At 46.0% G+C, this 21688-nt stretch carries 17 protein-coding genes, 16 tRNA genes, 1 rRNA gene and 4 pseudogenes; 8 read left to right on the forward strand and 30 right to left on the reverse strand.

The features are described 5' to 3' along the window. The first annotated feature begins 97 nt into the window (after nucleotides 1-97). Entirely contained in the window at nucleotides 98-343 is a 246-nt protein-coding gene (locus BpJC4_RS01625; protein WP_259370049.1) for a MarC family protein, read from the forward strand. On the opposite strand, the gene BpJC4_RS01630 is transcribed toward BpJC4_RS01625, so the two are convergent. After that, nucleotides 278-1207: a manganese-dependent inorganic pyrophosphatase gene (locus BpJC4_RS01630; RefSeq protein ID WP_151680179.1), complete on the reverse strand. Its 930-nt coding sequence runs from the start codon at nucleotides 1205-1207 to the stop codon at nucleotides 278-280. The two genes, BpJC4_RS01625 and BpJC4_RS01630, sit on opposite strands and share 66 nt — an antisense overlap. A 182-nt stretch (nucleotides 1208-1389) precedes the next feature. Here BpJC4_RS01630 and BpJC4_RS01635 point away from each other — a divergent pair, with 182 nt between their 5' ends. Further along, nucleotides 1390-1857, forward strand: coding sequence for a ferritin-like domain-containing protein (locus BpJC4_RS01635; protein WP_151680180.1), 468 nt, complete (start codon nucleotides 1390-1392; stop codon nucleotides 1855-1857). Between the two features lie 32 nt (nucleotides 1858-1889). Here the strand turns inward: BpJC4_RS01635 and BpJC4_RS01640 are convergent. Then, a pseudogene (locus tag BpJC4_RS01640) lies at nucleotides 1890-2725 on the reverse strand (proline iminopeptidase-family hydrolase). A 150-nt stretch (nucleotides 2726-2875) separates the two neighbouring features. Between BpJC4_RS01640 and BpJC4_RS01645 the strand changes: the two are divergent. Genes BpJC4_RS01645 through BpJC4_RS01655 form a run of 3 tightly spaced genes read left to right on the forward strand, consistent with a single transcriptional unit; the run spans nucleotide 2876 to nucleotide 5102 of the window. Beyond that, entirely contained in the window at nucleotides 2876-3673 is a 798-nt protein-coding gene (locus BpJC4_RS01645) for an amino acid ABC transporter substrate-binding protein (protein WP_151680181.1), read from the forward strand. Beyond that, nucleotides 3660-4352: an amino acid ABC transporter permease gene (locus tag BpJC4_RS01650; RefSeq protein ID WP_151680182.1), complete on the forward strand. Its 693-nt coding sequence runs from the start codon at nucleotides 3660-3662 to the stop codon at nucleotides 4350-4352. Before BpJC4_RS01645 ends, BpJC4_RS01650 begins: the two co-directional genes overlap by 14 nt. 12 nt (nucleotides 4353-4364) lie before the next feature. Continuing rightward, a complete protein-coding gene (locus BpJC4_RS01655; protein ID WP_151680183.1) occupies nucleotides 4365-5102 on the forward strand; it encodes an amino acid ABC transporter ATP-binding protein in 738 nt (245 codons plus the stop codon). Nucleotides 5103-5346: 244 nt separating this feature from the next. Here BpJC4_RS01655 and BpJC4_RS01660 read toward each other — a convergent pair whose 3' ends face one another. Further along, entirely contained in the window at nucleotides 5347-6177 is an 831-nt protein-coding gene (locus tag BpJC4_RS01660; RefSeq protein ID WP_151680184.1) for a formate/nitrite transporter family protein, read from the reverse strand. A gap of 379 nt (nucleotides 6178-6556) precedes the next feature. Here BpJC4_RS01660 and BpJC4_RS16440 point away from each other — a divergent pair. Then, nucleotides 6557-7098, forward strand: a pseudogene (locus BpJC4_RS16440) (ISLre2 family transposase); the annotation flags it as partial. A gap of 426 nt (nucleotides 7099-7524) precedes the next feature. Here the strand turns inward: BpJC4_RS16440 and BpJC4_RS01665 are convergent. After that, the gene (locus BpJC4_RS01665) at nucleotides 7525-8685 is read right to left on the reverse strand and encodes an iron-containing alcohol dehydrogenase (protein ID WP_151680185.1); all 1161 of its coding nucleotides are present in this window, start codon (nucleotides 8683-8685) and stop codon (nucleotides 7525-7527) included. Between the two features lie 402 nt (nucleotides 8686-9087). Here BpJC4_RS01665 and pflB point away from each other — a divergent pair, with 402 nt between their 5' ends. Together pflB and pflA are read left to right on the forward strand one after the other, a co-directional pair. Beyond that, entirely contained in the window at nucleotides 9088-11352 is a 2265-nt protein-coding gene (gene pflB / locus BpJC4_RS01670) for a formate C-acetyltransferase (RefSeq protein ID WP_151697456.1), read from the forward strand. 100 nt (nucleotides 11353-11452) lie between these two features. Then, complete coding sequence (gene pflA, locus BpJC4_RS01675) at nucleotides 11453-12199, forward strand: pyruvate formate-lyase-activating protein (protein ID WP_151680187.1); 747 nt, start codon at nucleotides 11453-11455, stop codon at nucleotides 12197-12199. Between the two features lie 42 nt (nucleotides 12200-12241). On the opposite strand, the pseudogene BpJC4_RS01680 reads toward pflA, so the two are convergent. The 26 genes and pseudogenes from BpJC4_RS01680 to rrf form a co-directional block, all read right to left on the reverse strand. Then, nucleotides 12242-12642 (reverse strand): annotated as a pseudogene (locus tag BpJC4_RS01680) (glutathione-dependent formaldehyde dehydrogenase); the annotation flags it as partial. A 39-nt stretch (nucleotides 12643-12681) separates the two neighbouring features. After that, nucleotides 12682-12768, reverse strand: a pseudogene (locus tag BpJC4_RS17025) (hypothetical protein); the annotation flags it as partial. A 148-nt stretch (nucleotides 12769-12916) separates the two neighbouring features. Further along, on the reverse strand, nucleotides 12917-13450 hold the full coding sequence (locus BpJC4_RS01685) for an NADPH-dependent FMN reductase (RefSeq protein ID WP_151680197.1): 534 nt from the start codon (nucleotides 13448-13450) through the stop codon (nucleotides 12917-12919). Between the two features lie 25 nt (nucleotides 13451-13475). Then, complete coding sequence (locus BpJC4_RS01690; protein WP_151680188.1) at nucleotides 13476-14009, reverse strand: DUF6241 domain-containing protein; 534 nt, start codon at nucleotides 14007-14009, stop codon at nucleotides 13476-13478. 148 nt (nucleotides 14010-14157) lie between these two features. After that, nucleotides 14158-15138: a DUF2705 family protein gene (locus tag BpJC4_RS01695; protein WP_151680189.1), complete on the reverse strand. Its 981-nt coding sequence runs from the start codon at nucleotides 15136-15138 to the stop codon at nucleotides 14158-14160. Beyond that, the gene (locus BpJC4_RS01700; protein WP_151680190.1) at nucleotides 15135-16046 is read right to left on the reverse strand and encodes an ABC transporter ATP-binding protein; all 912 of its coding nucleotides are present in this window, start codon (nucleotides 16044-16046) and stop codon (nucleotides 15135-15137) included. The genes BpJC4_RS01695 and BpJC4_RS01700 overlap by 4 nt, the downstream gene beginning before the upstream one ends. Next, a complete protein-coding gene (locus tag BpJC4_RS01705) occupies nucleotides 16043-16846 on the reverse strand; it encodes a GDSL-type esterase/lipase family protein (RefSeq protein WP_151697457.1) in 804 nt (267 codons plus the stop codon). Before BpJC4_RS01705 ends, BpJC4_RS01700 begins: the two co-directional genes overlap by 4 nt. Nucleotides 16847-17313: 467 nt before the next feature. Next, nucleotides 17314-17396: transfer RNA gene (locus BpJC4_RS01710), tRNA-Leu, on the reverse strand. A gap of 136 nt (nucleotides 17397-17532) precedes the next feature. Then, nucleotides 17533-18546: an LLM class flavin-dependent oxidoreductase gene (locus tag BpJC4_RS01715; protein ID WP_151680192.1), complete on the reverse strand. Its 1014-nt coding sequence runs from the start codon at nucleotides 18544-18546 to the stop codon at nucleotides 17533-17535. Between the two features lie 137 nt (nucleotides 18547-18683). Beyond that, nucleotides 18684-19811, reverse strand: a complete 1128-nt coding sequence (locus tag BpJC4_RS01720; protein ID WP_151680193.1) for a zinc-dependent alcohol dehydrogenase family protein — start codon at nucleotides 19809-19811, stop codon at nucleotides 18684-18686. Between the two features lie 227 nt (nucleotides 19812-20038). Further along, nucleotides 20039-20121, reverse strand: a tRNA-Leu gene (locus tag BpJC4_RS01725). 10 nt (nucleotides 20122-20131) lie between these two features. After that, a tRNA-Cys gene (locus BpJC4_RS01730) sits at nucleotides 20132-20205 on the reverse strand. 5 nt (nucleotides 20206-20210) lie between these two features. Continuing rightward, a tRNA-Gly gene (locus tag BpJC4_RS01735) sits at nucleotides 20211-20285 on the reverse strand. A gap of 3 nt (nucleotides 20286-20288) precedes the next feature. Then, nucleotides 20289-20360 (reverse strand) — tRNA-Gln (locus tag BpJC4_RS01740). A gap of 8 nt (nucleotides 20361-20368) precedes the next feature. Beyond that, nucleotides 20369-20444 (reverse strand) — tRNA-His (locus BpJC4_RS01745). A 10-nt stretch (nucleotides 20445-20454) separates the two neighbouring features. Then, nucleotides 20455-20528, reverse strand: a tRNA-Trp gene (locus BpJC4_RS01750). 5 nt (nucleotides 20529-20533) lie between these two features. Next, nucleotides 20534-20618, reverse strand: a tRNA-Tyr gene (locus BpJC4_RS01755). A gap of 8 nt (nucleotides 20619-20626) precedes the next feature. Next, nucleotides 20627-20702 (reverse strand) — tRNA-Thr (locus BpJC4_RS01760). Nucleotides 20703-20705: 3 nt separating this feature from the next. Further along, nucleotides 20706-20781, reverse strand: a tRNA-Phe gene (locus tag BpJC4_RS01765). A 21-nt stretch (nucleotides 20782-20802) separates the two neighbouring features. Then, a tRNA-Asp gene (locus BpJC4_RS01770) sits at nucleotides 20803-20878 on the reverse strand. A 14-nt stretch (nucleotides 20879-20892) separates the two neighbouring features. Then, nucleotides 20893-20966 (reverse strand) — tRNA-Met (locus BpJC4_RS01775). A 9-nt stretch (nucleotides 20967-20975) separates the two neighbouring features. Then, nucleotides 20976-21051: transfer RNA gene (locus BpJC4_RS01780), tRNA-Val, on the reverse strand. 15 nt (nucleotides 21052-21066) lie between these two features. Beyond that, nucleotides 21067-21141, reverse strand: a tRNA-Glu gene (locus BpJC4_RS01785). 16 nt (nucleotides 21142-21157) lie between these two features. Continuing rightward, a tRNA-Ser gene (locus BpJC4_RS01790) sits at nucleotides 21158-21250 on the reverse strand. Nucleotides 21251-21257: 7 nt separating this feature from the next. After that, a tRNA-Asn gene (locus BpJC4_RS01795) sits at nucleotides 21258-21329 on the reverse strand. A 7-nt stretch (nucleotides 21330-21336) separates the two neighbouring features. Beyond that, nucleotides 21337-21452, reverse strand: a 5S ribosomal RNA gene (rrf, locus tag BpJC4_RS01800). Nucleotides 21453-21688 lie beyond the last annotated feature (236 nt).

Here is a 21688-nt window from a genome sequence, read left to right on the forward strand (position 1 = left end):
TCCAAAGGAAGATACTCTTTGTTTTTTTAATTCCCGAAAAACCGTTACATCTTCAACCTTCCGGGTAATGTAATGGAAAATCTATATTAAAGAAGGAGTGAGGGGATTGTGTGGCGAGATTATAAAACTTTCGCCCGGTTTTTTTGCCGTGATGAACCCGCTCGGCAATATTCCAATTTTTATTTCATTAACCGGCGGATACACCGTGAAAAATAAGCGAAATTCACAGGACGAGTCTGTAAAAAAATCCGGTGCCATGTGCGGGCACCGGATTTTTTTAACCGTTAAACGCTTCTGTCAAAACCGGAACAATTTGTTTTTTGCGAGATACGACACCTTTTAACGTTGCCGTATTATTTTCGAGCTTCACATTGTACGCTTTTTCGACAATATTAGCCGATTTTCCGAGGGCAAGCCCGACGGAATCATTCGTTAAGATGTCCGTCACAACAAACAGGAACAGGTCGAGCCCCCTGTTTTCAATTTCGGATTGGATGGCCTGCTCGAGTTCCGCCTGTTTTACAAACACATCATTCGTGTCGACCGCATTGACTTGGGCAATGACGACTTTATGTCCGGCCATGTCGAATTCTTTTGCATCTAATAAAATGAGCTGTTCAACCGTTTTGTCGCTCAAATCAGCGCCGGCTTTCAGCATTTCCAGACCATATGTATTCGCATCAACACCGGCAATTTCCGCCAGTTCTTTCGCTGCCTTCACATCTTCTTCCGTGCACGTCGGAGATTTAAACAGCAGGGAATCGGAAATGATGGCGGAAAGCATCAATCCGGCTGTTTCTTTGCGGATTTCAACGCCGTTTTCTTTATATAATTTATTTAAAATTGTCGCCGTGCAGCCGACCGGTTCCGCGCGGTAATAGAGCGGGTCGCTTGTTTCAAAATTGGCGATGCGGTGATGATCGACAACTTCCAAAACACGCACATTTTCGATATCATCGACGCTTTGCTGGCGTTCGTTATGGTCAACGAGAATGACGTTTTTTACTTCATTTGCGACCGATTGGACAAGGCGCGGTGCTTCCGCATGGAACGTTTCCAAAGCGAATTTCGTTTCATTGTTCAGCTCCCCTAAACGGACCGCTTCCGCTTCGACACCTAATTTTGTTTTTAATTCTGCATACGCAATGGCTGAACAGATTGCATCAGTATCCGGATTTTTATGCCCAAAAACAAGTACTTTTTCCATTCTTTTGCTCCTTTTCTTTGAGAATTAAAGGCTCGCGCGGCGGGATCCGCCACAGACATTACTATTATAAAGCATTTCCGGCAATTTTTTAAACTCTGTATTGGTGCTTTGGGAAAACATATCGGAACCATCCTCATCCGTCCGGCATAAATTATTACGGTTAAAAATGAGGAGGGAAACCGATGTATTATGACCCATACGATTATGAAATCGGATATAGAAATGTACAGCCAGGAGCCGGAAATCCGCAGCAGGCGGTTTTTCTTGCCAACCTGATTCGGGCAATTAACGGCGAATACAGTGCGATTGCCTGCTATGAACAGATTGCGCGCAGAGCCCCGTCACCCCAATTCCGCGACATCATCATGGAAATCCGTGATGACGAAATCCGGCATTTTCAAACGTTTTCGGGATTTTACACCAATATCACAGGCACAAGGCCGCAGCCAAAAATCAATGAGCCGTGCCCGCCCACTTATACGGGCGGTTTGGAATTTGGGGTAAAAGACGAGCAAAATACCGTCGATTTTTACAGGAAAATTGCCAATTCAGTACAGGATCCTGTGATGAAAATGGCGTTTGAAGATGCCGCAAAAGACGAACAGCACCACGCTGTCTGGTTTCTTTACCTGCTCATGAAAGTCCGCTGACCCCAAGCGGATGCCGTTTGGGGTCTTTGGGGTCACACCCCGGACAAAAATTCCCGGATGACGCGCACATACGCTTCCGGCTCTTCCAAATACGGCTGGTGGGAACTGTGCTCAAACACATGGAACTTGGCCCCCGGAATACACCTGCTGTAAGCTTCCACCGTTTCCGGCACCGCTTCATCATAACGGCCGCATGTAAACAGGGCAGGCGGCCTGTAACATCAAAAGTTTTCAAGTTACCGGTCGGGTAAAATTCCGACGCCCCACATGGTCACGTACACTTCTTCGTTTGGCTGCGCAAATTCCGATTCCAATTCTTTCGGCTTTTCATCAAGCCGGTTTACAAATTTTTCATAAAAAACTTTCATTGCTTCTTTGTACTCTTCTGAATCCGTCCTGCCTTCCCGCTCACAGCGCGCCAACGTTTCCTGCACATTAACGGGTAGCTGCTTCCGATGCTCATCCTGGTCTTTTTTTCCACTGCACCACACTTAAGCACGGCCCTGAAAAAATAATACTTTTTACACCTGCAGATTGCTCCAGCAAATAACTTGCAGCAAGCATTGTCCCCAAGAATGGCCGAGGATGTGCACTTCTTTTAAATTGAGCGCCTCCCGTACCTGCCCAAGCTCTTCCGTAAATCTTTCCAGTTTCCAAAGCACGGATCATGGGGCCGGTCCGATCTCCCGGAACCGAGCTGGTCGTAAAAAATGACGGGCCGTTCATCCCCAAGCGCTTCCAGGGCCAGCATCGGCATATGTGTTCCCCCCGGCCCGCCGTGCAGCACAATAAGCGGCGTTTTATTCCCTGTGCTCGTTTTTTTGTAATACACCCTGCCTCCGGTGACATGGACAAATCTTTCTTTCATTGGAAACACCCTTTCATTTTAAAACGTCTCTTTTACCATTTTACAATATGTCAGGCTGGATATTTTTCATTGAATTGGTTAAAATACAAATTGCTGGGTAAAACATAGTAAGACACTTAGAATTATATTTTGTAAATGGGAGTTGACATCATGGGCAAATACATTAAATGGCTGGCTGTTGCTTGTTTGCTGCTTGCATTAACCGCGTGCGGAAACAACACAGACAACCAGAACGTATCAAAATCAAACGACTTATATGACCAAATCAAAAAGAAAGGCGTCCTCCTGATCGGAACGGAAGGAACATACCCACCTTTTTCTTACCACGAGAACGGTAAACTAACCGGGTATGATATCGATGTTGCAAAGGAAGTCGCCAAACGGCTCGGATTAAAAGCTGAATTTAAAGAAACACAGTGGGATGCGATGTTCGCAGGCCTCAACTCAAAACGTTTTGATATGATCGCAAACCAGGTCGGCATCCGCCCCGACCGTGAGAAAAAATATGATTTTTCAACACCTTACACGGTTTCAAAAGCGGTTGTTATTGTCCGAAAAAACAATACGGATATTAAGTCTTTCACTGATTTAAAGGGCAAAAAAACGGCGCAGTCGCTCACCAGCAACTATGCTGACATCGCCAAACAAAACGGCGCCCAAATCGTGAGCGTTGAAGGTTTTAACCAGGCAATCCAGCTTCTGACTTCAAACCGCGTGGAAGCGACAATCAACGATTCATTAACTTATCTGGATTATAAAAAACAAAAACCGGATGCGCAGATCAAAGTTGCCGCCACAGCAAATGATGCCGGCAAAACCGCCTTTATGTTCCGGAAAAATTCCGGAAAATTGGTGGATAAAGTCAATGATGCTTTAAACGATATGAAAAAAGACGGCACATTAACAAAAATATCAAAGAAATGGTTTGGTGAAGATGTATCTCAATAATCTGGGGTTTATCAGCAATGAACAGCTGCAATTAGCACAAAGTTCCCTTCTGCCGATGGTGAAGGGAGCTTTATATTATACCATTCCTTTAACTTTGATTACATTCTGCATCGGCCTCGTACTGGCACTTGTCACCGCGCTGGCGAGAATTTCAAGCATAAAGCCGCTGCAGTGGATTGCGCGTGTTTATGTTTCGGCGATCCGCGGTACGCCATTGCTTGTGCAATTATTTATCATCTTTTACGGGCTGCCGTCCGTCGGGATCACGATCAATCCTTTTCCTGCCGCCATCATCGGCTTCTCGCTTAATGTCGGTGCGTATGCATCCGAAATTATCAGGGCTGCGATTTTGTCAATCCCAAAAGGGCAGTGGGAAGCTGCCTATGCAATCGGCATGAATTATATGCAGGCGCTCAGAAGGATCGTGCTGCCGCAGGCCGTCCGCGTATCGGTACCGCCGCTGTCGAATACGTTTATCAGCCTTGTAAAAGATACCTCTTTGGCTTCCCTGATTTTGGTGACCGAATTATTCCGGAAAGCGCAGGAAATCGCCTCTACGACATATGAATTTATGCTGCTGTATGTGGAAGCCGCTCTCCTGTATTGGGCCATTTGTTTTATTTTATCCGTCATCCAGCAAAAAATTGAAGGGCGTTTTGACAAATATGTCAGTAGGTAAGGGGGGCTAACATTGATCACAATTGAAAATTTGCATAAACAATTCGGCAGCCTTGAAGTGTTAAAAGGCATTAACCTTAAGGTTGAAAAAGGGAAAGTAGTTGTCATTATCGGTCCGTCCGGTTCCGGCAAAACGACGCTGCTCCGTTGTCTGAATGCGCTTGAAGTCCCTTCGAAAGGCACAATCCAAATCGGCGGTTTAAAAATCGATTTTTCCCAACCCGCCGATAAAAAAGCGATCTCGGCTTTGCGCAGAAAATCCGGCATGGTATTCCAGCAGTACAATCTTTTTCCGCATAAAACGGTGCTGGAAAATGTGATCGAGGGCCCTGTGATTGTAAAAAAAGAAAACCGGCAGGCAGCGGTACAAAAAGCAGAGACACTGCTCGAGAAAGTAGGCCTGCTTGATAAAAAAGATGCGTATCCGTTCAGTTTATCCGGCGGGCAGCAGCAGCGCGCCGGCATTGCCCGCGCCCTTGCAATGGAACCGGAAGTGATGCTCTTTGACGAACCGACGTCCGCGCTCGATCCGGAATTGGTCAGCGGCGTGCTGAACGTAATGAAGGAACTGGCTGAAGAAGGTATGACGATGGTCGTTGTCACCCATGAAATGCGGTTTGCGCGGGAAGCAGCGGATGAAGTCATTTTTATGGATCAGGGCGTTATTGTCGAGCAAGGCAGGCCGGAAGAGTTGTTTGGAGATCCAAAACACGGGCGCACAAGGCAATTTCTGCAGCTGATACAAAGTTAATGGAAAAAGGGGCTGTGCCAATTAAAATTGGACAGCCCCGTTATATTTGATATAAAAGATTTTGGTTTTCTTTTGCGGCCCCCGTAAAGATACACTTTATCCGATTTATGACTTGAAATGTCTTTTCAGCCATTTTAACCGTGAATCTTTGCTAAAATTTTTACTCCGAATCAACCTTTAGAAACCTTATAAGAACTGTTTTGTCAAAATTTTATATCTTGATTTATCTTTTAAATTTCAAACATTATTTTTCCGCTGAAAAATTTGATACCGTTTTTGTTTCAATCACGGTAACAGAAGCTTTATCTTTTTTCTTAGAGGTTAAGAAAGCGTACATTGCGCCGACAAATACGCCGCCGCCGATCATATTGCCGATTGTCACAACCCCCAAGTTATGGAGAATACCAGCCAGTGTGATCGTATCCGGGTGCGGTGCTGCCAAGGATAACGAGAACAATACCATATTGGCAATGCTGTGCTCGTAGCCGGAAATGACGAATCCGAACACAAGAAGCATCATCGAAGCAATTTTTGTGCCGTCGCCTTTTACATTGATCGGCACCCAGAAAGCCAAACATACGAGCCAGTTACAAAGAATAGAGCGAAATAGCATTTGTGTAGTGGTCAAACTGATTTTTCCACTGACAACTGTCATTAAAAACTGGCTGTTTTCCGTATCGGCATAAAGCCCGGTATAATGAATGAACAAACCGAAAATCGCGGCGCCGATAATATTGCCGGCGTATGTTGCCGCCCAGTTTGCCAGTGCATCTTTCCATGTAGTTGCTTTTTTCAGCGTACTCATCGAAAACATCATCGTATTTCCGGTGAAAAGCTCTCCGCCGCCGAACATAATCAAAACGAGTGCTGCGCCGAAAAAGATCGAACTCATAAAAGAAGTAACTGGCGATTTTGCATCAAAAAACGGCTCTGCAAGGCGATAACAAATAATGATGGCGAAACCGATAAACATACTTGCCAGAGCTGCTTTTGTCACATAACGGAGCAGCGATTCTTCCAACACTTTTTTCTTATTGAGTGCCATTTGAATAACCGAATCAACGGCTTCGTACATAAATAACCATCTCCATCGTGAAGTATTTAATTGTGAATTCTGTCACAAACAACTGCTTTTCTATCATATCGCCATTTCTCCTATTTGTGTATGTATAAATTTTGAACGTTTATGAAGCGATTTCACCAAAGCTGGACAAGCCGAAATGCGGATGCCCCGCGTTCAGACAGACAAATAGGGGGCTGTCCCAAACAACTTCATTTCTAAGTAGACATCACTATACACGAAAATGAGTATTGGCTGGCCTGTAGCCTAAATTATTTCATTATCGTAAATAATGGAATAAGCAGGTTACAGGCCGTAGCTTTTTTGATGGATTAAAACCCGTGTCCCAAAAAGCACGGATGATTACAAACAGCGACGGAGGATCAGGGTATAGACATTCGTGGGAGGAAAAAGTGAAGTGAAGGAACAGGTTAAAAAAGCGATAAATACCCGTGATTTAGGCAGGTTTATATTGCATTTAGATACCTATAAAAGTACATTGGCGGATGAGAAGCATCTCAAAAAACCAAGGAGTTCCGTACTTATATCCCAAAAGAACTAGAAACGCATTTTTGACTGGAGAGAGAAAGTGGAAAATGTGCCGGGCGGTGCCAGAGAATCCAACCAAAGGCACATCTGGGGGATGCATTGGAGCAAAGAAGGCGGGGAAGCCATGGTTAAAATAACAAGGAATGCTCAACCAACCGGACATTAAGAAATGCTTATCTGAAACACCAAACAAGAAGCGCAAGAAAGCAGCGCGAATAGAAGCAAGCTGTAAAACCCGCCCAGCTGCTTAAACAGCCTGTACGCCCGTCAATCGGTGCAAAACAGGGATCAATCAGCCTGTATACAAGCACTGTATCAGCAATAGGGAATTTAAGCAAGATATTTAGGTTTTTCACCTGGATAAGGGGCAATCCCAACATCCTTTAAAAAGCTGGGAATATAAATGATCGCTAATTTCTGAGACTTCTGCGGGAAAAGCGAGCCGGGCGAGACCCAGTGTGCTTGAGGGACGAGCGAGGAGGCTCGCGACGCGTGCGGAAAGCGAGTAAATTTCGCGATCATCATATGCCCGGTTTAACTGCTTTTGGGATTGCCCCTTATCCAGAGAAGCAAGCAAAGCGCTGTAGCCAAAAGCGTACAAAGAGTGTCTGGAAATCACTGATTTTTAAACGATGTCGAGAAAAACTTGACACATACAATATACAGAGAAAATACAAAAAACCGCCTTTTCCATTATAATGTAAGTGTCTAGCAAACATTGAATGGAGGCGGTTTTTTTGAGTAACTTTTCAACTACCTTTATTGATTATAACAGAAGAGATGTCCCTTTATTTGTTCTATTTTTTATAATATTTACATTGCAGCCGCAATAATGGCTTCGACTTCTTTTTGCGTCGGTTTGCGCGGGTTTGTGGCCGCGCACGCATCCTGCATCGCATGCTTGGCGAGGATTTCGATGTCTTCTTCTTTTGCCCCGAGTTCCTTGAAGCCTTTCGGAATGTTCAGTTGTTCCGCCAGCCTTTCGATTGCTGCAATCGCTTTTTCCGCCGCTTCTTGTACGCTTAATCCTTCTGTCCTTTCGCCCAATGCCGCGGCAATGTCCGCAAATCTTTCTTTCCGCGCAATCAGGTTGAACCGGCAGACATGCGGGAGTAAAATGGCATTGCAGACACCGTGCGGCAAATTATAAAAGCCGCCGAATTGGTGTGCAATCGCATGGACATAACCCAAAGACGCATTGTTGAATGCCATGCCGGCCAGATACTGCGCATATACCATTTGTTCGCGTGCTTCGATGTCGTGTCCGTTTGCGACAGCCCGCGGCAAATATTTCGGGATAATTTGAATCGCTTTAATCGCGCATGCATCCGTAATCGGCGTTGCTGCCGTCGAAACATACGCTTCAACCGCGTGCGTCAATGCATCAAGGCCGGTTGCAGCGGTCAAAGATGGCGGCATACCAACCATTAACAACGGATCATTGATTGATAAAACCGGCGTTACATGTTTATCAACAATCGCCATTTTTACTTTTCGGCTCGTATCGGTAATAATGGTGAATTTCGTCATTTCACTTGCGGTTCCGGCTGTCGTGTTAATGGCAACTAAAGGCACCATCGGCTTTTCGGAACGGTCGAGCCCTTCATAGTCATGGATTCTGCCACCGTTCGCCACGACAAGTCCGATCCCTTTCGCACAGTCATGCGCGCTGCCGCCGCCAAGCGAAACGATCGAGTCGCATTTTTCTTCCTCATATACTTTTAACCCGTCTTCCACATTTTTATCTGTCGGGTTTGGTTCGGCTTTTGGGTAAATAGCCACTTCTAGGCCGGCTTCCTTGATGTACTTTGCAATTTTATCAGAATACCCAAGCTGATGAAGTCCTGCATCTGTTACAATTAGCGGCTTACGGCATCCAAGATTTTTTAGACTGATTCCAATGTCTTCAGCTGTTCCCTGCCCAAATAAGTTTAAGGTAGGCATTTGAAAATCAGTACGCAATCCTGTCAACATCTTTACCACTCCTTTGTGTAACTGCTTTCATAAATTACTATACAGCAATCGCTTTCATTAGGATGTGTCCAATTTGTGAAACATTGAACATTTTCCTTCAAAGTTTTCCAATTAAAAAATTTCTATTCAGAAAACAAATATTGTGAAATAATGAGCAAATTGTTTTATAACAGTTCAGACTCGTTTCTTCCTATTATATATCTATTGGCAGATAATTTGAACATTCTTTGAAAACTGCATTTTTTCGCGGAAAAATGTGAGCGATATCACTATCTTTTTTTTGAATGACATGCTATGATGAAAGCGTATTAAGGAATGCTCACTAATGAGCAAATAACTTCATCCATTTTTTTAGGCACTATGTTGAAGTCTTACTACAAGGCTTGAAGGAGGCCCATTCAAATGACTGAACAATTGCTTACAAAAGCACCACTCAGCAAAGAACAATGGAAAGGCTTTAAAGGCGGCAACTGGCAAAATGAAATCGACGTTAGGGATTTTATCCTGAAAAATGTAACCCCTTACGAAGGCGATGAAAGTTTCCTCGCCGGCCCGACAGAAGCTACATTGAAATTATGGAATCAAGTCATGGAATTATCCAAGCAGGAACGCGAAAAAGGCGGCGTTCTTGATATGGATACGAAAGTTGTTTCTACCATCACTTCACACGCACCTGGATATTTAAACAAAGATCTTGAAAAAATTGTCGGTCTGCAAACAGACAAACCATTAAAACGCGCTTTGATGCCATTTGGCGGCATCCGCATGGCGGAAAATTCCTTAAAATCATACGGCTATGAAATCGATCCGGAAATCAAACATATTTTTACGGAATGGCGGAAAACACATAACCAAGGCGTATTCGATGCTTATACTCCGGAAATCAAAATGGCGCGCCATGCCGGAATCGTTACAGGACTTCCGGATGCATACGGGCGCGGCCGCATCATTGGCGACTACCGACGTGTTGCATTGTACGGGGTTGACTATTTAATTGAGCAAAAGAAAAAAGACTTCGATTTAATCGGAAACGGCGTCATGACGGAGGACGTCATCAGGGAACGCGAAGAACATTCCGAACAAATTCGCGCTTTGCAAGAATTGAAACAAATGGCCCAAAGCTACGGATTCGATATTTCCGAACCGGCTTCAAACGCCCGCGAAGCTTTTCAATGGCTGTATTTTGCATACCTTGCCGCCATTAAAGAACAAAACGGTGCAGCGATGAGCTTGGGCCGCACCTCCACTTTCCTTGATATTTATATTGAAAGGGATTTGAAAAACGGTGTCCTGACAGAAAGGGAAGCGCAGGAACTCGTTGACCATTTCGTCATGAAACTCCGCCTTGTCAAATTTGCAAGGACCGAAGAATACAACGAACTATTCAGCGGCGACCCGACATGGGTTACGGAATCGATCGGCGGGATGGCACTGGACGGCCGCACGCTCGTTACAAAAAATTCGTTCCGCTTCCTGAATACGCTCGACAACTTAGGCCCTGCGCCTGAACCGAACTTGACCGTGCTGTGGTCGACAAAACTGCCGGATAAATGGAAACAATATTGCGCGAAAATGTCAATTAAAACGAGCGCCATCCAATACGAAAACGATGACTTGATGCGTGAAGAATACGGCGATGATTACGGTATTGCCTGCTGCGTATCGGCAATGCGGATCGGCAAACAAATGCAATTCTTCGGCGCCCGTGTAAACTTGGCAAAAGCTTTGCTGTATGCCATTAACGGTGGCATTGATGAACGACTGAAAGTCCAGGTTGCGCCTCCTTACCGGCCGATTACTTCAGAATATCTGGATTATGATGAAGTTATGGAAAAATACGACCGGATGCTTGACTGGCTTGCAGGCGTATACGTCAATGCAATGAACATCATCCATTACATGCATGACAAATATTCTTATGAACGGCTTGAAATGGCGTTGCATGACCGCAAAATTTTGCGCACAATGGCATTCGGCGTTGCCGGCCTGTCCGTTGCAGTTGACTCTTTAAGCGCAATTAAATATGCGAAAGTCAAAGTTATCCGCGATGAAAACGGCCTTGCGGTTGACTATGAAGTCGAAGGTGATTTCCCGAAATACGGCAACAACGACGACCGTGTCGACGAAATTGCTGTAAACCTTGTAAAAACGTTCATGGAAAAACTGAGAAAACATCCGACTTACCGCAATTCGGTTCCTACTTCTTCTATCTTGACGATTACTTCAAACGTTGTATACGGAAAGAAAACGGGAAGCACACCGGATGGAAGGAAAGCCGGAGAACCGTTTGCGCCAGGCGCCAACCCGATGCATGGCCGCGATACGCATGGTGCAGTCGCCTCGCTGAGCTCTGTTGCGAAACTGCCTTATAAATATTCGCTGGACGGCATTTCCAACACGTTCTCCATCGTGCCGGAAGCTCTCGGACATGAAGAAGATACACGCGTATCCAACTTGGACGGCATGTTGGACGGTTATATGGCGAAGAAAGCGCATCATCTGAACGTCAACGTCTTGCATCGTGAAACATTGCTGGATGCAATGGATCATCCGGAAAAATATCCGCAATTAACGATCCGTGTATCCGGATATGCAGTTAATTTCATTAAACTGACAAGGGAACAACAATTGGAAGTCATTAACCGTACATTCCATGAAATGATGTAATCGATAAAAACAAAGGGCGGCATGCACTCCATGCCCCCTCCCCTTTTTTGAAGCCTGAACTTGTGGAAGTCCAGAAATCTAAAAGAAGGATTTGATTTTTATGAAAATCTCAACGAGTATTCATTCGACCGAATCATTTGGAACCGTCGACGGCCCTGGAATCCGCTATGTCGTATTCACGCAAGGCTGCCCGTTGCGATGCAAATTTTGCCATAACCCGGATACTTGGAAAATAAACGAAGGCAAAGAAATGACCGTAGATGAAATTATGAAAGACGTGCAGGACTATTTGCCTTTTATCGAAGCTTCCGGCGGCGGCATTACAGTCAGCGGCGGCGAGCCTTTGCTGCATATCGATTTTCTGATCGAACTGTTTAAAGCATGCAAGGAGATTGGCGTCCATACGTGCATTGATACAGCAGGCGGAAATTTTTCCCACAGCACGCGGTTTATGAAAGGCCTGGATGAATTGATGAAATATACGGATCTTGTATTGCTGGACATAAAACATATTGACCCCGAAAAGCACAAATGGCTGACGGGCATGTCTAACGAGCATATTCTTGATTTTGCCCACTATCTGTCTGATAAACACATCCCGGTATGGATCCGCCACGTGCTCGTTCCGGGTGTGGATACCGATAAAGATTTGTATAAAACATCCGATTTCATCCACTCGCTTCCAAACGTTGAAAAAATCGAAATCCTTCCGTACCACAAGTTGGGCGTATACAAATACGAAGCTCTCGGCATCGACTATCCTTTGAAGGGGATCGAGCCGCCGACAAAAAAAGAAGTGGCGCATGCAGAGTATATTTTAAAACGGGAGTTTGAAACCGTAAAGTAAACCGAAAAAGTGCCGGTGTACAGAACACCCGGCACTTTTTCATTACGGCTTCAGTACGACTTTAATGCAATGATCTTCATGGTCGTTAAAATTTTATACGCATCGCTAGCTTTGCCGAGCAATATTTTATGGGTGACAATTTCATTCTGGTCAAACTTTTTTCTCCAAATATCGATAAAAAGTTTCGTCATGTAGTAGAGAGCAGGCGCCTGCCCCATTTTTAATGTAATATTTCGTCCAAACAACCTGCCGAGCGGAGACGCATTATAAATCGACCCACCTATACACACTTGTCAGCTGGATCGTGCCGAATTTGCGGTCCGCTTCCATTGCAATCTGGATGGCACTGATCGTCCCGCCCTGAAGCTTGAGTTTCTGTTCAATCGCTTCAATTGCCGATTTTTTCCGTCCATACCGGCACAGTCAATGACCACATCCGGCCCGACTTCTTCGACAATCCCCATTGGTTCATGTCCGATGATAAATCCCGGCCGGACCGGCAATGTGCCTTTATAAATATGAAAATCCGACCCGCAAATCACCCGCCGATGTATCCATCGAAATATCATCCTGTTTTTTGATAACCGGATCGCCCAACTTCATTCACCAAAATATCTTTCGCGCCTTGAACCGTAACTGCTTTCACACTTATAACCCCCCCGTATACTGGCTATCAATGTATACCCTTCTTTTCTGCTTATGTATACGAGGAAATGTTTATTCCAAGCCTTTTTTCAGCTGCAAAAGCTCCCGGGCAAGCCGCCTGATGCGCGCCTGGATATCGGGGTTTAAAATTTCATTGTCTTCATTAAAATCATCATCAAGGATAAACACATTCCGGACGGCGCAAGTTGCTTTTAAAAACGATAAAACCGGCTTCAGCTGGTACTCGGCAACCAAAAAATGCTTATCCGATCCGCCGTTTATCACGATGCCGCAAACCTTGGACTGGAAAGCATCCCGGTGCAGATGGTCGAGCAGATTTTTCAGAGCGCCGGTAATGGACGCCTGGTAAATCGGCGAACCGAAAACAAGGATATCTGCATCCAACAGCTTGTTTACGGCCTCGATAGTGTCGTCATTATAGTAGGAAAGTGGAAACCCCTTAACAAATTCCACCTCGTAATCTTTTAAATCAAGCAATTCTGTTTCCACATTCGGATCTTCGGCTTTTGCAGCCATCAGCACTTCATAAACGCCGATCGATGTTTTCTCGCCGGTAAGCGAGCCTGATACGCCTAAAATTTTCACTTTCTCCACTTCCTGATGCTCATGATTATTTAAAATTTTTCTTAATGTATGCCGCTTCTTCGGCCGGCGTCAACAGCCTCTGTGCTTTTCCGATATTGCCGTGCTGGTAGGACCATACTTCATTATGGGCTTTGACCGCATTGCTGAAGTCACCTTTTTCCCACGGTTTTAAAATCCTAAGAAGCATGTGCTGCAGTCCGGGATCCCCGAAATTTTTGTTTTGGATGGCCATATATAATGCGTCCACCTTATCCTTCGTAATTTCGGAAACACCCCATTTTTCGCTTGCCTCCACTTTTTGATGCGTCATATTATGTACTTCCTGTACCAATTCATCCTCGCTCATGCTGCTGTATGCCGGCATTTCGTTTTTCGGCGTCTTCTGTCGGAAGCTTGCTTTGATCACGGCTTTCGCTTCCGTTTCTTCCTCCGCTGCCGGCTTTTTCGCGGGTGCCGCCTCTGTGGCGATGGCTTCCCCTTTATTAAAGTAAAAATAAGTGACGCCTGCAATAAACATGGACGCAGCAATCCCCATTCCAACGATAAACCGTTTAATCACAGCATCTCCCCCTTTTGTTTTGCCATAACGGATTTCGCCCCGCTCTATAAAAAATCCTGCTTTATCATTTTATTAATGGTACTGTTCATTTTTACTGTTTTTCTCTGAATTTCACTTTGTTTTCACAGTAGTCCCGCAAATGCCGCGTCTAATAAACATCCCGTTTCATAAACACAACGAAAGAAACAATGAGAGAAAATACAAGCCAGACAGAAAGGACAGCTATTGAGAAGCCGAGCGTCATTCCTTCAACCGGTGGGCTGGACCCGTTTACATAATTGGTCAGCTGGAGATTTACCATAAACAAATATTTCGCGCTCGGCCAGGCGGAAACCATATTCGTGAGGATGGCGCCCGCGATTAACGATGACAGCATGATCCCCATCACAGCAGCTGTGCTTCGCAAAAGGACGGACAGCATAAACGTGAGACTTCCGGCCACAACACAAACAAACCAGGCAAGGCCGAGCTCCATTAACAAATACGACCATTGCGGAACCGAATGCACATGGGTTGTTAATAATTCGTTTCCTTTTGTTGTAAAGCCCGTCAGCATCGGCAGGTTCCATCCGCTGTAACCGAATACGATCCCGGAAATGGCATACGTCAAAACCGCCGTACATAATAAAATAAACGAAACCGAGAGCAGCATCGCGATATATTTGCTGAGGAGGATTTTCCATCTTTTGACCGGCCTTGTCAAAAGCAATTTGATTGTCCCTCTACTTGTCTCGGAAGAAACGATATCGCTCGCCGCCACCATTACAAACAGCGGCAGAAGCAGGCCGATTGCATTTTCGATAAACACCCGCATAAACGTCGGGGCACCCGGCGCGTTCGGGTTAATATTATGGTTTAAATAATACTGTTCCTGGCTTAATGTAATCCGCAAATATTTTTTAAAATCATCGGAAAGGCTTGCAGAACCAAGCCGGTTTTGTGTATCGACAATCTGCTTTTGGAGCTGGACCCTCCAGTCGCTTGTCCCCATTTTTTCCTGTAGTGATTTCGATTCTTTGTACTGTGCATACGTAAAAATTGGAACAAGGCAGGCAATGATCAGGATAATTACAAGGATTCGCTTTTTCTTCCACAGCTTAAGCTGCTCATTATAAATCAACTTGGTCAACGGTGTTCGCCCCCTGTCAGATCCAAAAATAAATCCTCAAGCGCCGGCAGCACAGCCTTCATTTCTTTTACCTCTACCCCGTTTTCAACGAGCTTCCGGTTCCACCCGGCGATTCTGCCTTCATCATAAGGGGTGGCCAAAATACAGCCTTCCCCTTCCGTAACCTGCGTTTCTTCTGCAAGCAGGGCGCGCGCTTTTTCTAGAGGCTCTGCCTTCCAAAAGATGCGCTCTTTTTCGGCAAGCAGCTCGTGGACGCTTCCTGTACGGATCACTTTCCCCTCGTTAATAATGGCGACCTTATCGCACATTAACTGCACCTCGCCCAACAAATGCGATGAAACGAGCACACTCATGCCTTCCTTTCCCGCCAAAGAACGGATAAATTCGCGCATCTCCCGGATGCCGGCAGGGTCCAGGCCGTTTGTCGGCTCATCCAGAATCAATAGCTTCGGGTTCCCAAGCAGCGCCTGTGCAATGCCGAGCCTTTGCCGCATGCCGAGCGAATATGTTTTCACTTTGTCGTGGATGCGCGCGCTTAAATCAACAAGTTCCGCGACTTCGTCAATCCTTTTTTTCGGAATCGACGGATCCATCCTTGCAAAATATTCAAGATTTTCATAGCCGGTCAAATACGGGTACATTTCCGGATTTTCTACGATGCAACCGAGATTTTTCATCGCTTCCGTAAACTCGGTCTGTACATTTTTGCCGGCGATTAAAATTTTTCCGGAAGTCGGGCGGATCAATCCGGTCAGCATCCGGATCGTCGTCGTTTTCCCCGCCCCGTTTGGCCCGAGAAACCCGAACACCTCCCCGGGCCTTACTTCGAAGCTGATGCCTTTAATGATTTCTTTTTTGCCGATTTTTTTATGGACATCAATCACTTGAAGCGCCGGTACATCCGTCATTTTGCATCCTCCTCGCTAAAATGGATCAGGGAAGCAACGCGCTCTCCGATCAGCTTGTACCCGGCTGTGTTCGGATGGAATTTGTCGCTGTACAAATAGTCGTTTGTATTCAATTCAAAAAGGTCAAATGTCGGCACATAGACGATTTTCGGGTAGCTTGCCGCAAGAGATGCAGAATCAAAATTCCACTGTCTGACAATGGCCGACGTCAGTTTGGAACGCTTCAGGTCAATAAACGGATTATAAAGCCCTATATGATAAACCGTTGCCGTTTTGTTGGCCGCTCGGATTGCGGCATAAATCTGCTTCAAGTTGGCCAAATACGGCTTTTCCAATTTTTGAATGTATGCTTCATTCAAATGATCGAGCGCCTCGCCGCCCTGGAATAAATCATTGCCGCCGATTGTGAGCAAAATGATATCGGCATTCCGGAGTTCGCGCCTGATTTGTGGCTGTTTGATCTGTTCAAGCAGCCCGCTAGAAGTAAGCCCTTTAATGCCGTTATTTTGCAGCAGAATTTTCTTTTTCGTTTTTTTCTTTAAATCATCCGCGAGATAGCCGGCATACCCTTTTCCCGACGTATCGCCCGTGCCCCTTGTCAGCGAGTCGCCAATTGCCGTGATGACAATTTGCTTTGTATTGCCGGCTTTTGGCGTGTCCGCACCCGTTCCGGATTTTTCCACCTTTACAGATTTTGCTTCTGTCGTTTGGTCTATCAGCACCGTTCCCAGCCCTGCCAGGAAAAAAAGCGCCGAAACGAAGGAGACAATCGAGATGGCGGAAATCAAATGCCTGTTCATTTGACCATACCTTTCTTCTTTATATACATACAGGATAGCAAAGTGGAAGGAATTTTTGAAATGGGGCGCTTTAACGGAAACCAAAAGCAACATGAATACGTGCACGGCCGGAGCCGGACATGTGGAATACAATATTCATTTTTGTTTTTGAAAAATAGGATTATAATGTGGTTAATGAAAGGTACAGCTTCATCGTATATGCAGTCAAATACGTTTTTCGGGGAATAAAAATAGCAGTTTTGATGAATATACTGCTTGTGGCGCGGGCATATTTGGGTGGCTTGGGTTTAATATAGCGTTAATTCCAACCGTATTACGAAAAAGTATTAACCGGATGGGAATCAGCTCTTATATTGTTATTTCAGAACTTTCATATCAACCATTTATTGAATAATGTATTTCCCCTTAACAAGAAAGGGGACTTTAAAAGCCCGCTAACATGATTGCGGGCTTTTAACAAATAAGTATACCGGTGGTCGGGGTCGAACCGACACGGGATAAACCCACACGATTTTGAGTCGTGCGCGTCTGCCAATTCCGCCACACCGGCAAAATATAATGTGCTGATGGAGATCACTTATATAATTATAACCAGATCTAAAAAATTGTCAACCGGATTTCAAAAAAAGATTTTACAACATCATAACCTGCCCGTTCCGGATTTTCTCCGAAACGGGCTTTTTTCCTTAATCCTGTTTCAGCCCGGCCAGCAATTCATAAGAACGGAGCCGGTCTTCATGGTTGTATATATGTGAAACAAACATCAATTCATCCGCTTCTGTTTCATCAAGTAAATCCTGCAACTTATCTTTAATTGTCTCTTTCGAACCGATAAACGCATATTCGAGCTGGCGCCGCGCCATCTCTTCCTCATAAGGCGTCCAAATGCCTTCCATGCTGTTGACAGGAGGTTGGAGCTGCTGTGATCTTCCCCGGATCACGCCGAGGAAAAACTGGAACAGGCTCGTGGCGGTCCGCTCCGCTTCCTTATCCGTATCCGCCGCGATCCCATTGACGCAAAGCAATACATACGGCTCCTTCAAATAGGCGGACGGCTTGAAATTTTCCCTGTAAATGTACAGAGCATCAAACAGCTGCGCTGGCGCAAAATGACTCGCAAAAGCAAATGGCAACCCGAGCTTTGCAGCTAGCGTCGCGCTGTACGTACTTGACCCGAGAAGCCAGACAGGTACCTCAACGCCTTCTGCCACCACGGCCCGCGCGTAAGTCCGTCGCTCTTGTTCTGTAAGAAAATAGTTCATCAGCTCCTGGACATTGTTTGGAAAATCCATTTCACTGCCCTTTAAATTCCGGCGGAGCGCTAACGCTGTCAGTTGGTCTGTTCCCGGCGCACGCCCAAGCCCGAGGTCAATCCTGCCCGGGTAAATCGAACCAAGCGTCCCGAACTGTTCCGCCACAACCAGCGGCGCATGGTTCGGAAGCATCACCCCGCCAGACCCGACGCGGATCGTATTTGTACCGGATGCAATATATCCAACTAAAACAGCTGTGGCAGAACTGGCCACACCTGCCATATTATGATGCTCCGCCAGCCAAAAGCGCTTGTAACCCCATTTTTCCACATGCCGGGCGAGATCCAAGCTATTTTTAAAAGAATCCGCAGGCGTTTTTCCTGCCAATATCGGGATTAAATCCAAAACAGAAAATGCAATGTCTTTCAGTTCTTTTCGATTGCCCATTGTCCGCTTCCTTTCAAAAACTATTAGAAAGATACATATATTGTAAAATAGCATCTCCCCAATCGGAAGCAATATGCTTTGCCAGCTGTTTGTGCTCTTTGCATAAAGTGAAAAGCTGATTTTTAGAACCAACTGGGTTACTCAAATTTAATAATAATCCTCGATGAATCCCCTTTTGCCAATTTATCGAACCCTTCATTAATCTCTTCCAAAGTTATAAAATCGCTCACCAATCGGTCAACCGGCAAGCGGCCGTTTTTAAACAAATCGATAAAATGGGGAATATCCCTTTCCGGAACACAACTGCCAAGATATGACCCTTTCAAAGTCCTTTCCTCTGCCGTTAGCGTAACATACGGGAAAGAAAAATGATGTTCAGGGTGCGGCAATCCCGTTGTGACGGTTGTACCACCGCGTTTTGTAATCCCGTAAGCCACTTCCATCGCCGTCACTGCCCCCGCCGTTTCAAATACATAATCAAGCCCGCCGCCGGTTGCTTCCAGGATTTTCTTCACAACATCAGCATTTTTAGAGTTAAAGACATCCGTTGCCCCCAACTTTTTCGCCTGTTTTAATTTATTTTCATTAATGTCTACAGCAACCACACGGCTGGCCCCCGCGGAAACAGCCCCGATCAATGCACTTAATCCAACGCCGCCCAAGCCAACAACGGCAACCGTGCTCCCTAACTTTATGCGGGCAGTATTAACAACTGCGCCTACGCCTGTAATTACAGCACATCCAAAAAGAGCCAGTTTTTCAAATGGAATATCTTTGTCCACTTTAATTAAAGAACGGCGCGACACAACAGCGTATTCAGAAAAAGCGGATACGCCGAGATGGTGTTTCACATCCTTTTTTCCTACATGCAGCCGGATGCCGCCCCCGATTAATGTGCCTGCCGTATTTGATGCCGCCCCTGTTTCACATAACGCCGGGCGCCCCTCCTTGCATGGCAAACAATGTCCGCAGCTTGGCACAAAGACACAGACAACATGGTCACCCGGCTCCAGGTCAACCACACCTTCGCCTGTTTTTATGACTTCACCGGAAGCCTCATGTCCCAGCGCCATTGGTAAAGGCCGCGGTCTGCTTCCATTCACGACCGACAAATCTGAATGACATAAACTGGCCGCCTTCATTTTGACTAATACTTCCCCATATTCTGGTTCATCCAGCTCCAATGTTTCAATTTTAATCGGTTTGCTTTCTTCATAAGGCACGGGTGCACCCGATTCCCACAGTACAGCAGATTTAATTTTCATTTCTTCATCTCCCCAGGAAATTCAAGGCATTATGTAATATTATTCCGATTATTATATAACAATGAAATTTTAATTTATATTTCGTTTTTTGTAAACGCTTTTATTCTTTATCTTTCTATACAAACTTGAACTTTCCTATGCCACTGTACATTTTGTTATAAAAAAAACAGCGCCTGTTCGTATTTGGGCGCCGTTTTTATTCATTACGATTAAGTACGATTAAGTTATACCGGTGGTCGGAGTCGAACCGACACGGGATAAACCCACACGATTTTGAGTCGTGCGCGTCTGCCAATTCCGCCACACCGGCAAAATATTGATGGAGGCGGCAACCGGAATCGAACCGGTGATAAAGGTTTTGCAGACCTCTGCCTTACCTCTTGGCTATGCCGCCATCAATGGAGCGGAAGACGGGACTCGAACCCGCGACCCCCACCTTGGCAAGGTGGTGTTCTACCGCTGAACTACTTCCGCATACTGGGCCAGCTGGATTCGAACCAGCGCATCACGGAGTCAAAGTCCGTTGCCTTACCGCTTGGCTATGGCCCAATCAAGTATGGGGCGGATGGTGGGAATCGAACCCACGAATGCCGGAGCCACAATCCGGTGCGTTAACCACTTCGCCACAACCGCCATTTTAAAGTGGCAGGGGCAGTAGGAATCGAACCCACACTGGAGGTTTTGGAGACCTCTGTTCTACCTTTAAACTATGCCCCTGTACATGGTGGAGGGGGACGGATTCGAACCGCCGAACCCTGAGGGAGCGGATTTACAGTCCGCCGCGTTTAGCCACTTCGCTACCCCTCCATATTGCGTGGTGCCGGCCAGAGGACTTGAACCCCCAACCTACTGATTACAAGTCAGTTGCTCTACCAATTGAGCTAGACCGGCCAGTGGTGGCTCGGGACGGAATCGAACCGCCGACACAAGGATTTTCAGTCCTTTGCTCTACCGACTGAGCTACCGAGCCACGTTTATGTATCAAAGTGAATGGCGGTCCCGACGGGACTCGAACCCGCGATCTCCTGCGTGACAGGCAGGCGTGATAACCGCTACACTACGGGACCTTCTATTATGTAAATTGCGGGGGCAGGATTTGAACCTGCGACCTTCGGGTTATGAGCCCGACGAGCTACCAGACTGCTCCACCCCGCGATAATAATATGGTGGAGGATGACGGGATCGAACCGCCGACCCTCTGCTTGTAAGGCAGATGCTCTCCCAGCTGAGCTAATCCTCCTGAATATGTAAGAAATGGTGACCCGTACGGGATTCGAACCCGTGTTACCGCCGTGAAAGGGCGGTGTCTTAACCGCTTGACCAACGGGCCAATGTATAAGTAATAATGGCGGAGAGCAAGGGATTCGAACCCTTGAGACAGCTTTTAGCCGCCTACACGATTTCCAATCGTGCTCCTTCGACCTCTCGGACAGCTCTCCATCATAACTCCGCAGGTAGGATTCGAACCTACGACCGATCGGTTAACAGCCGATTGCTCTACCACTGAGCTACTGCGGAATATCTGGCCCGGCAACGTCCTACTCTCGCAGGGGGAACCCCCCAACTACCATCGGCGCTGGGAAGCTTAACTTCCGTGTTCGGGATGGGAACGGGTGTGGCCTTCCCGCCTTCATCACCGGACCTTAATGGCAAAAATTATTCTACCAAAAATAATTTTTGTTTTCAATAGGAAATTTTTATTTATTCCCTCAAAACCGGATGGGAGAGAAACCTTAAACCTTGAATCTTGAATTTGTCCAGCTCCACCGCCTATCGGCTAGCGTATTTCTACGTCTTCTCCCTACGATAAGTCAACATCGGCTCGATACCTCACCGTGTTTCCTTTATCTCAGTCGAAATCCGTACGCCGATAATCG

It is taken from the genome of Weizmannia acidilactici (genome assembly GCF_008974185.1).
Lineage (GTDB): Bacteria > Bacillota > Bacilli > Bacillales > Bacillaceae_C > Weizmannia > Weizmannia acidilactici.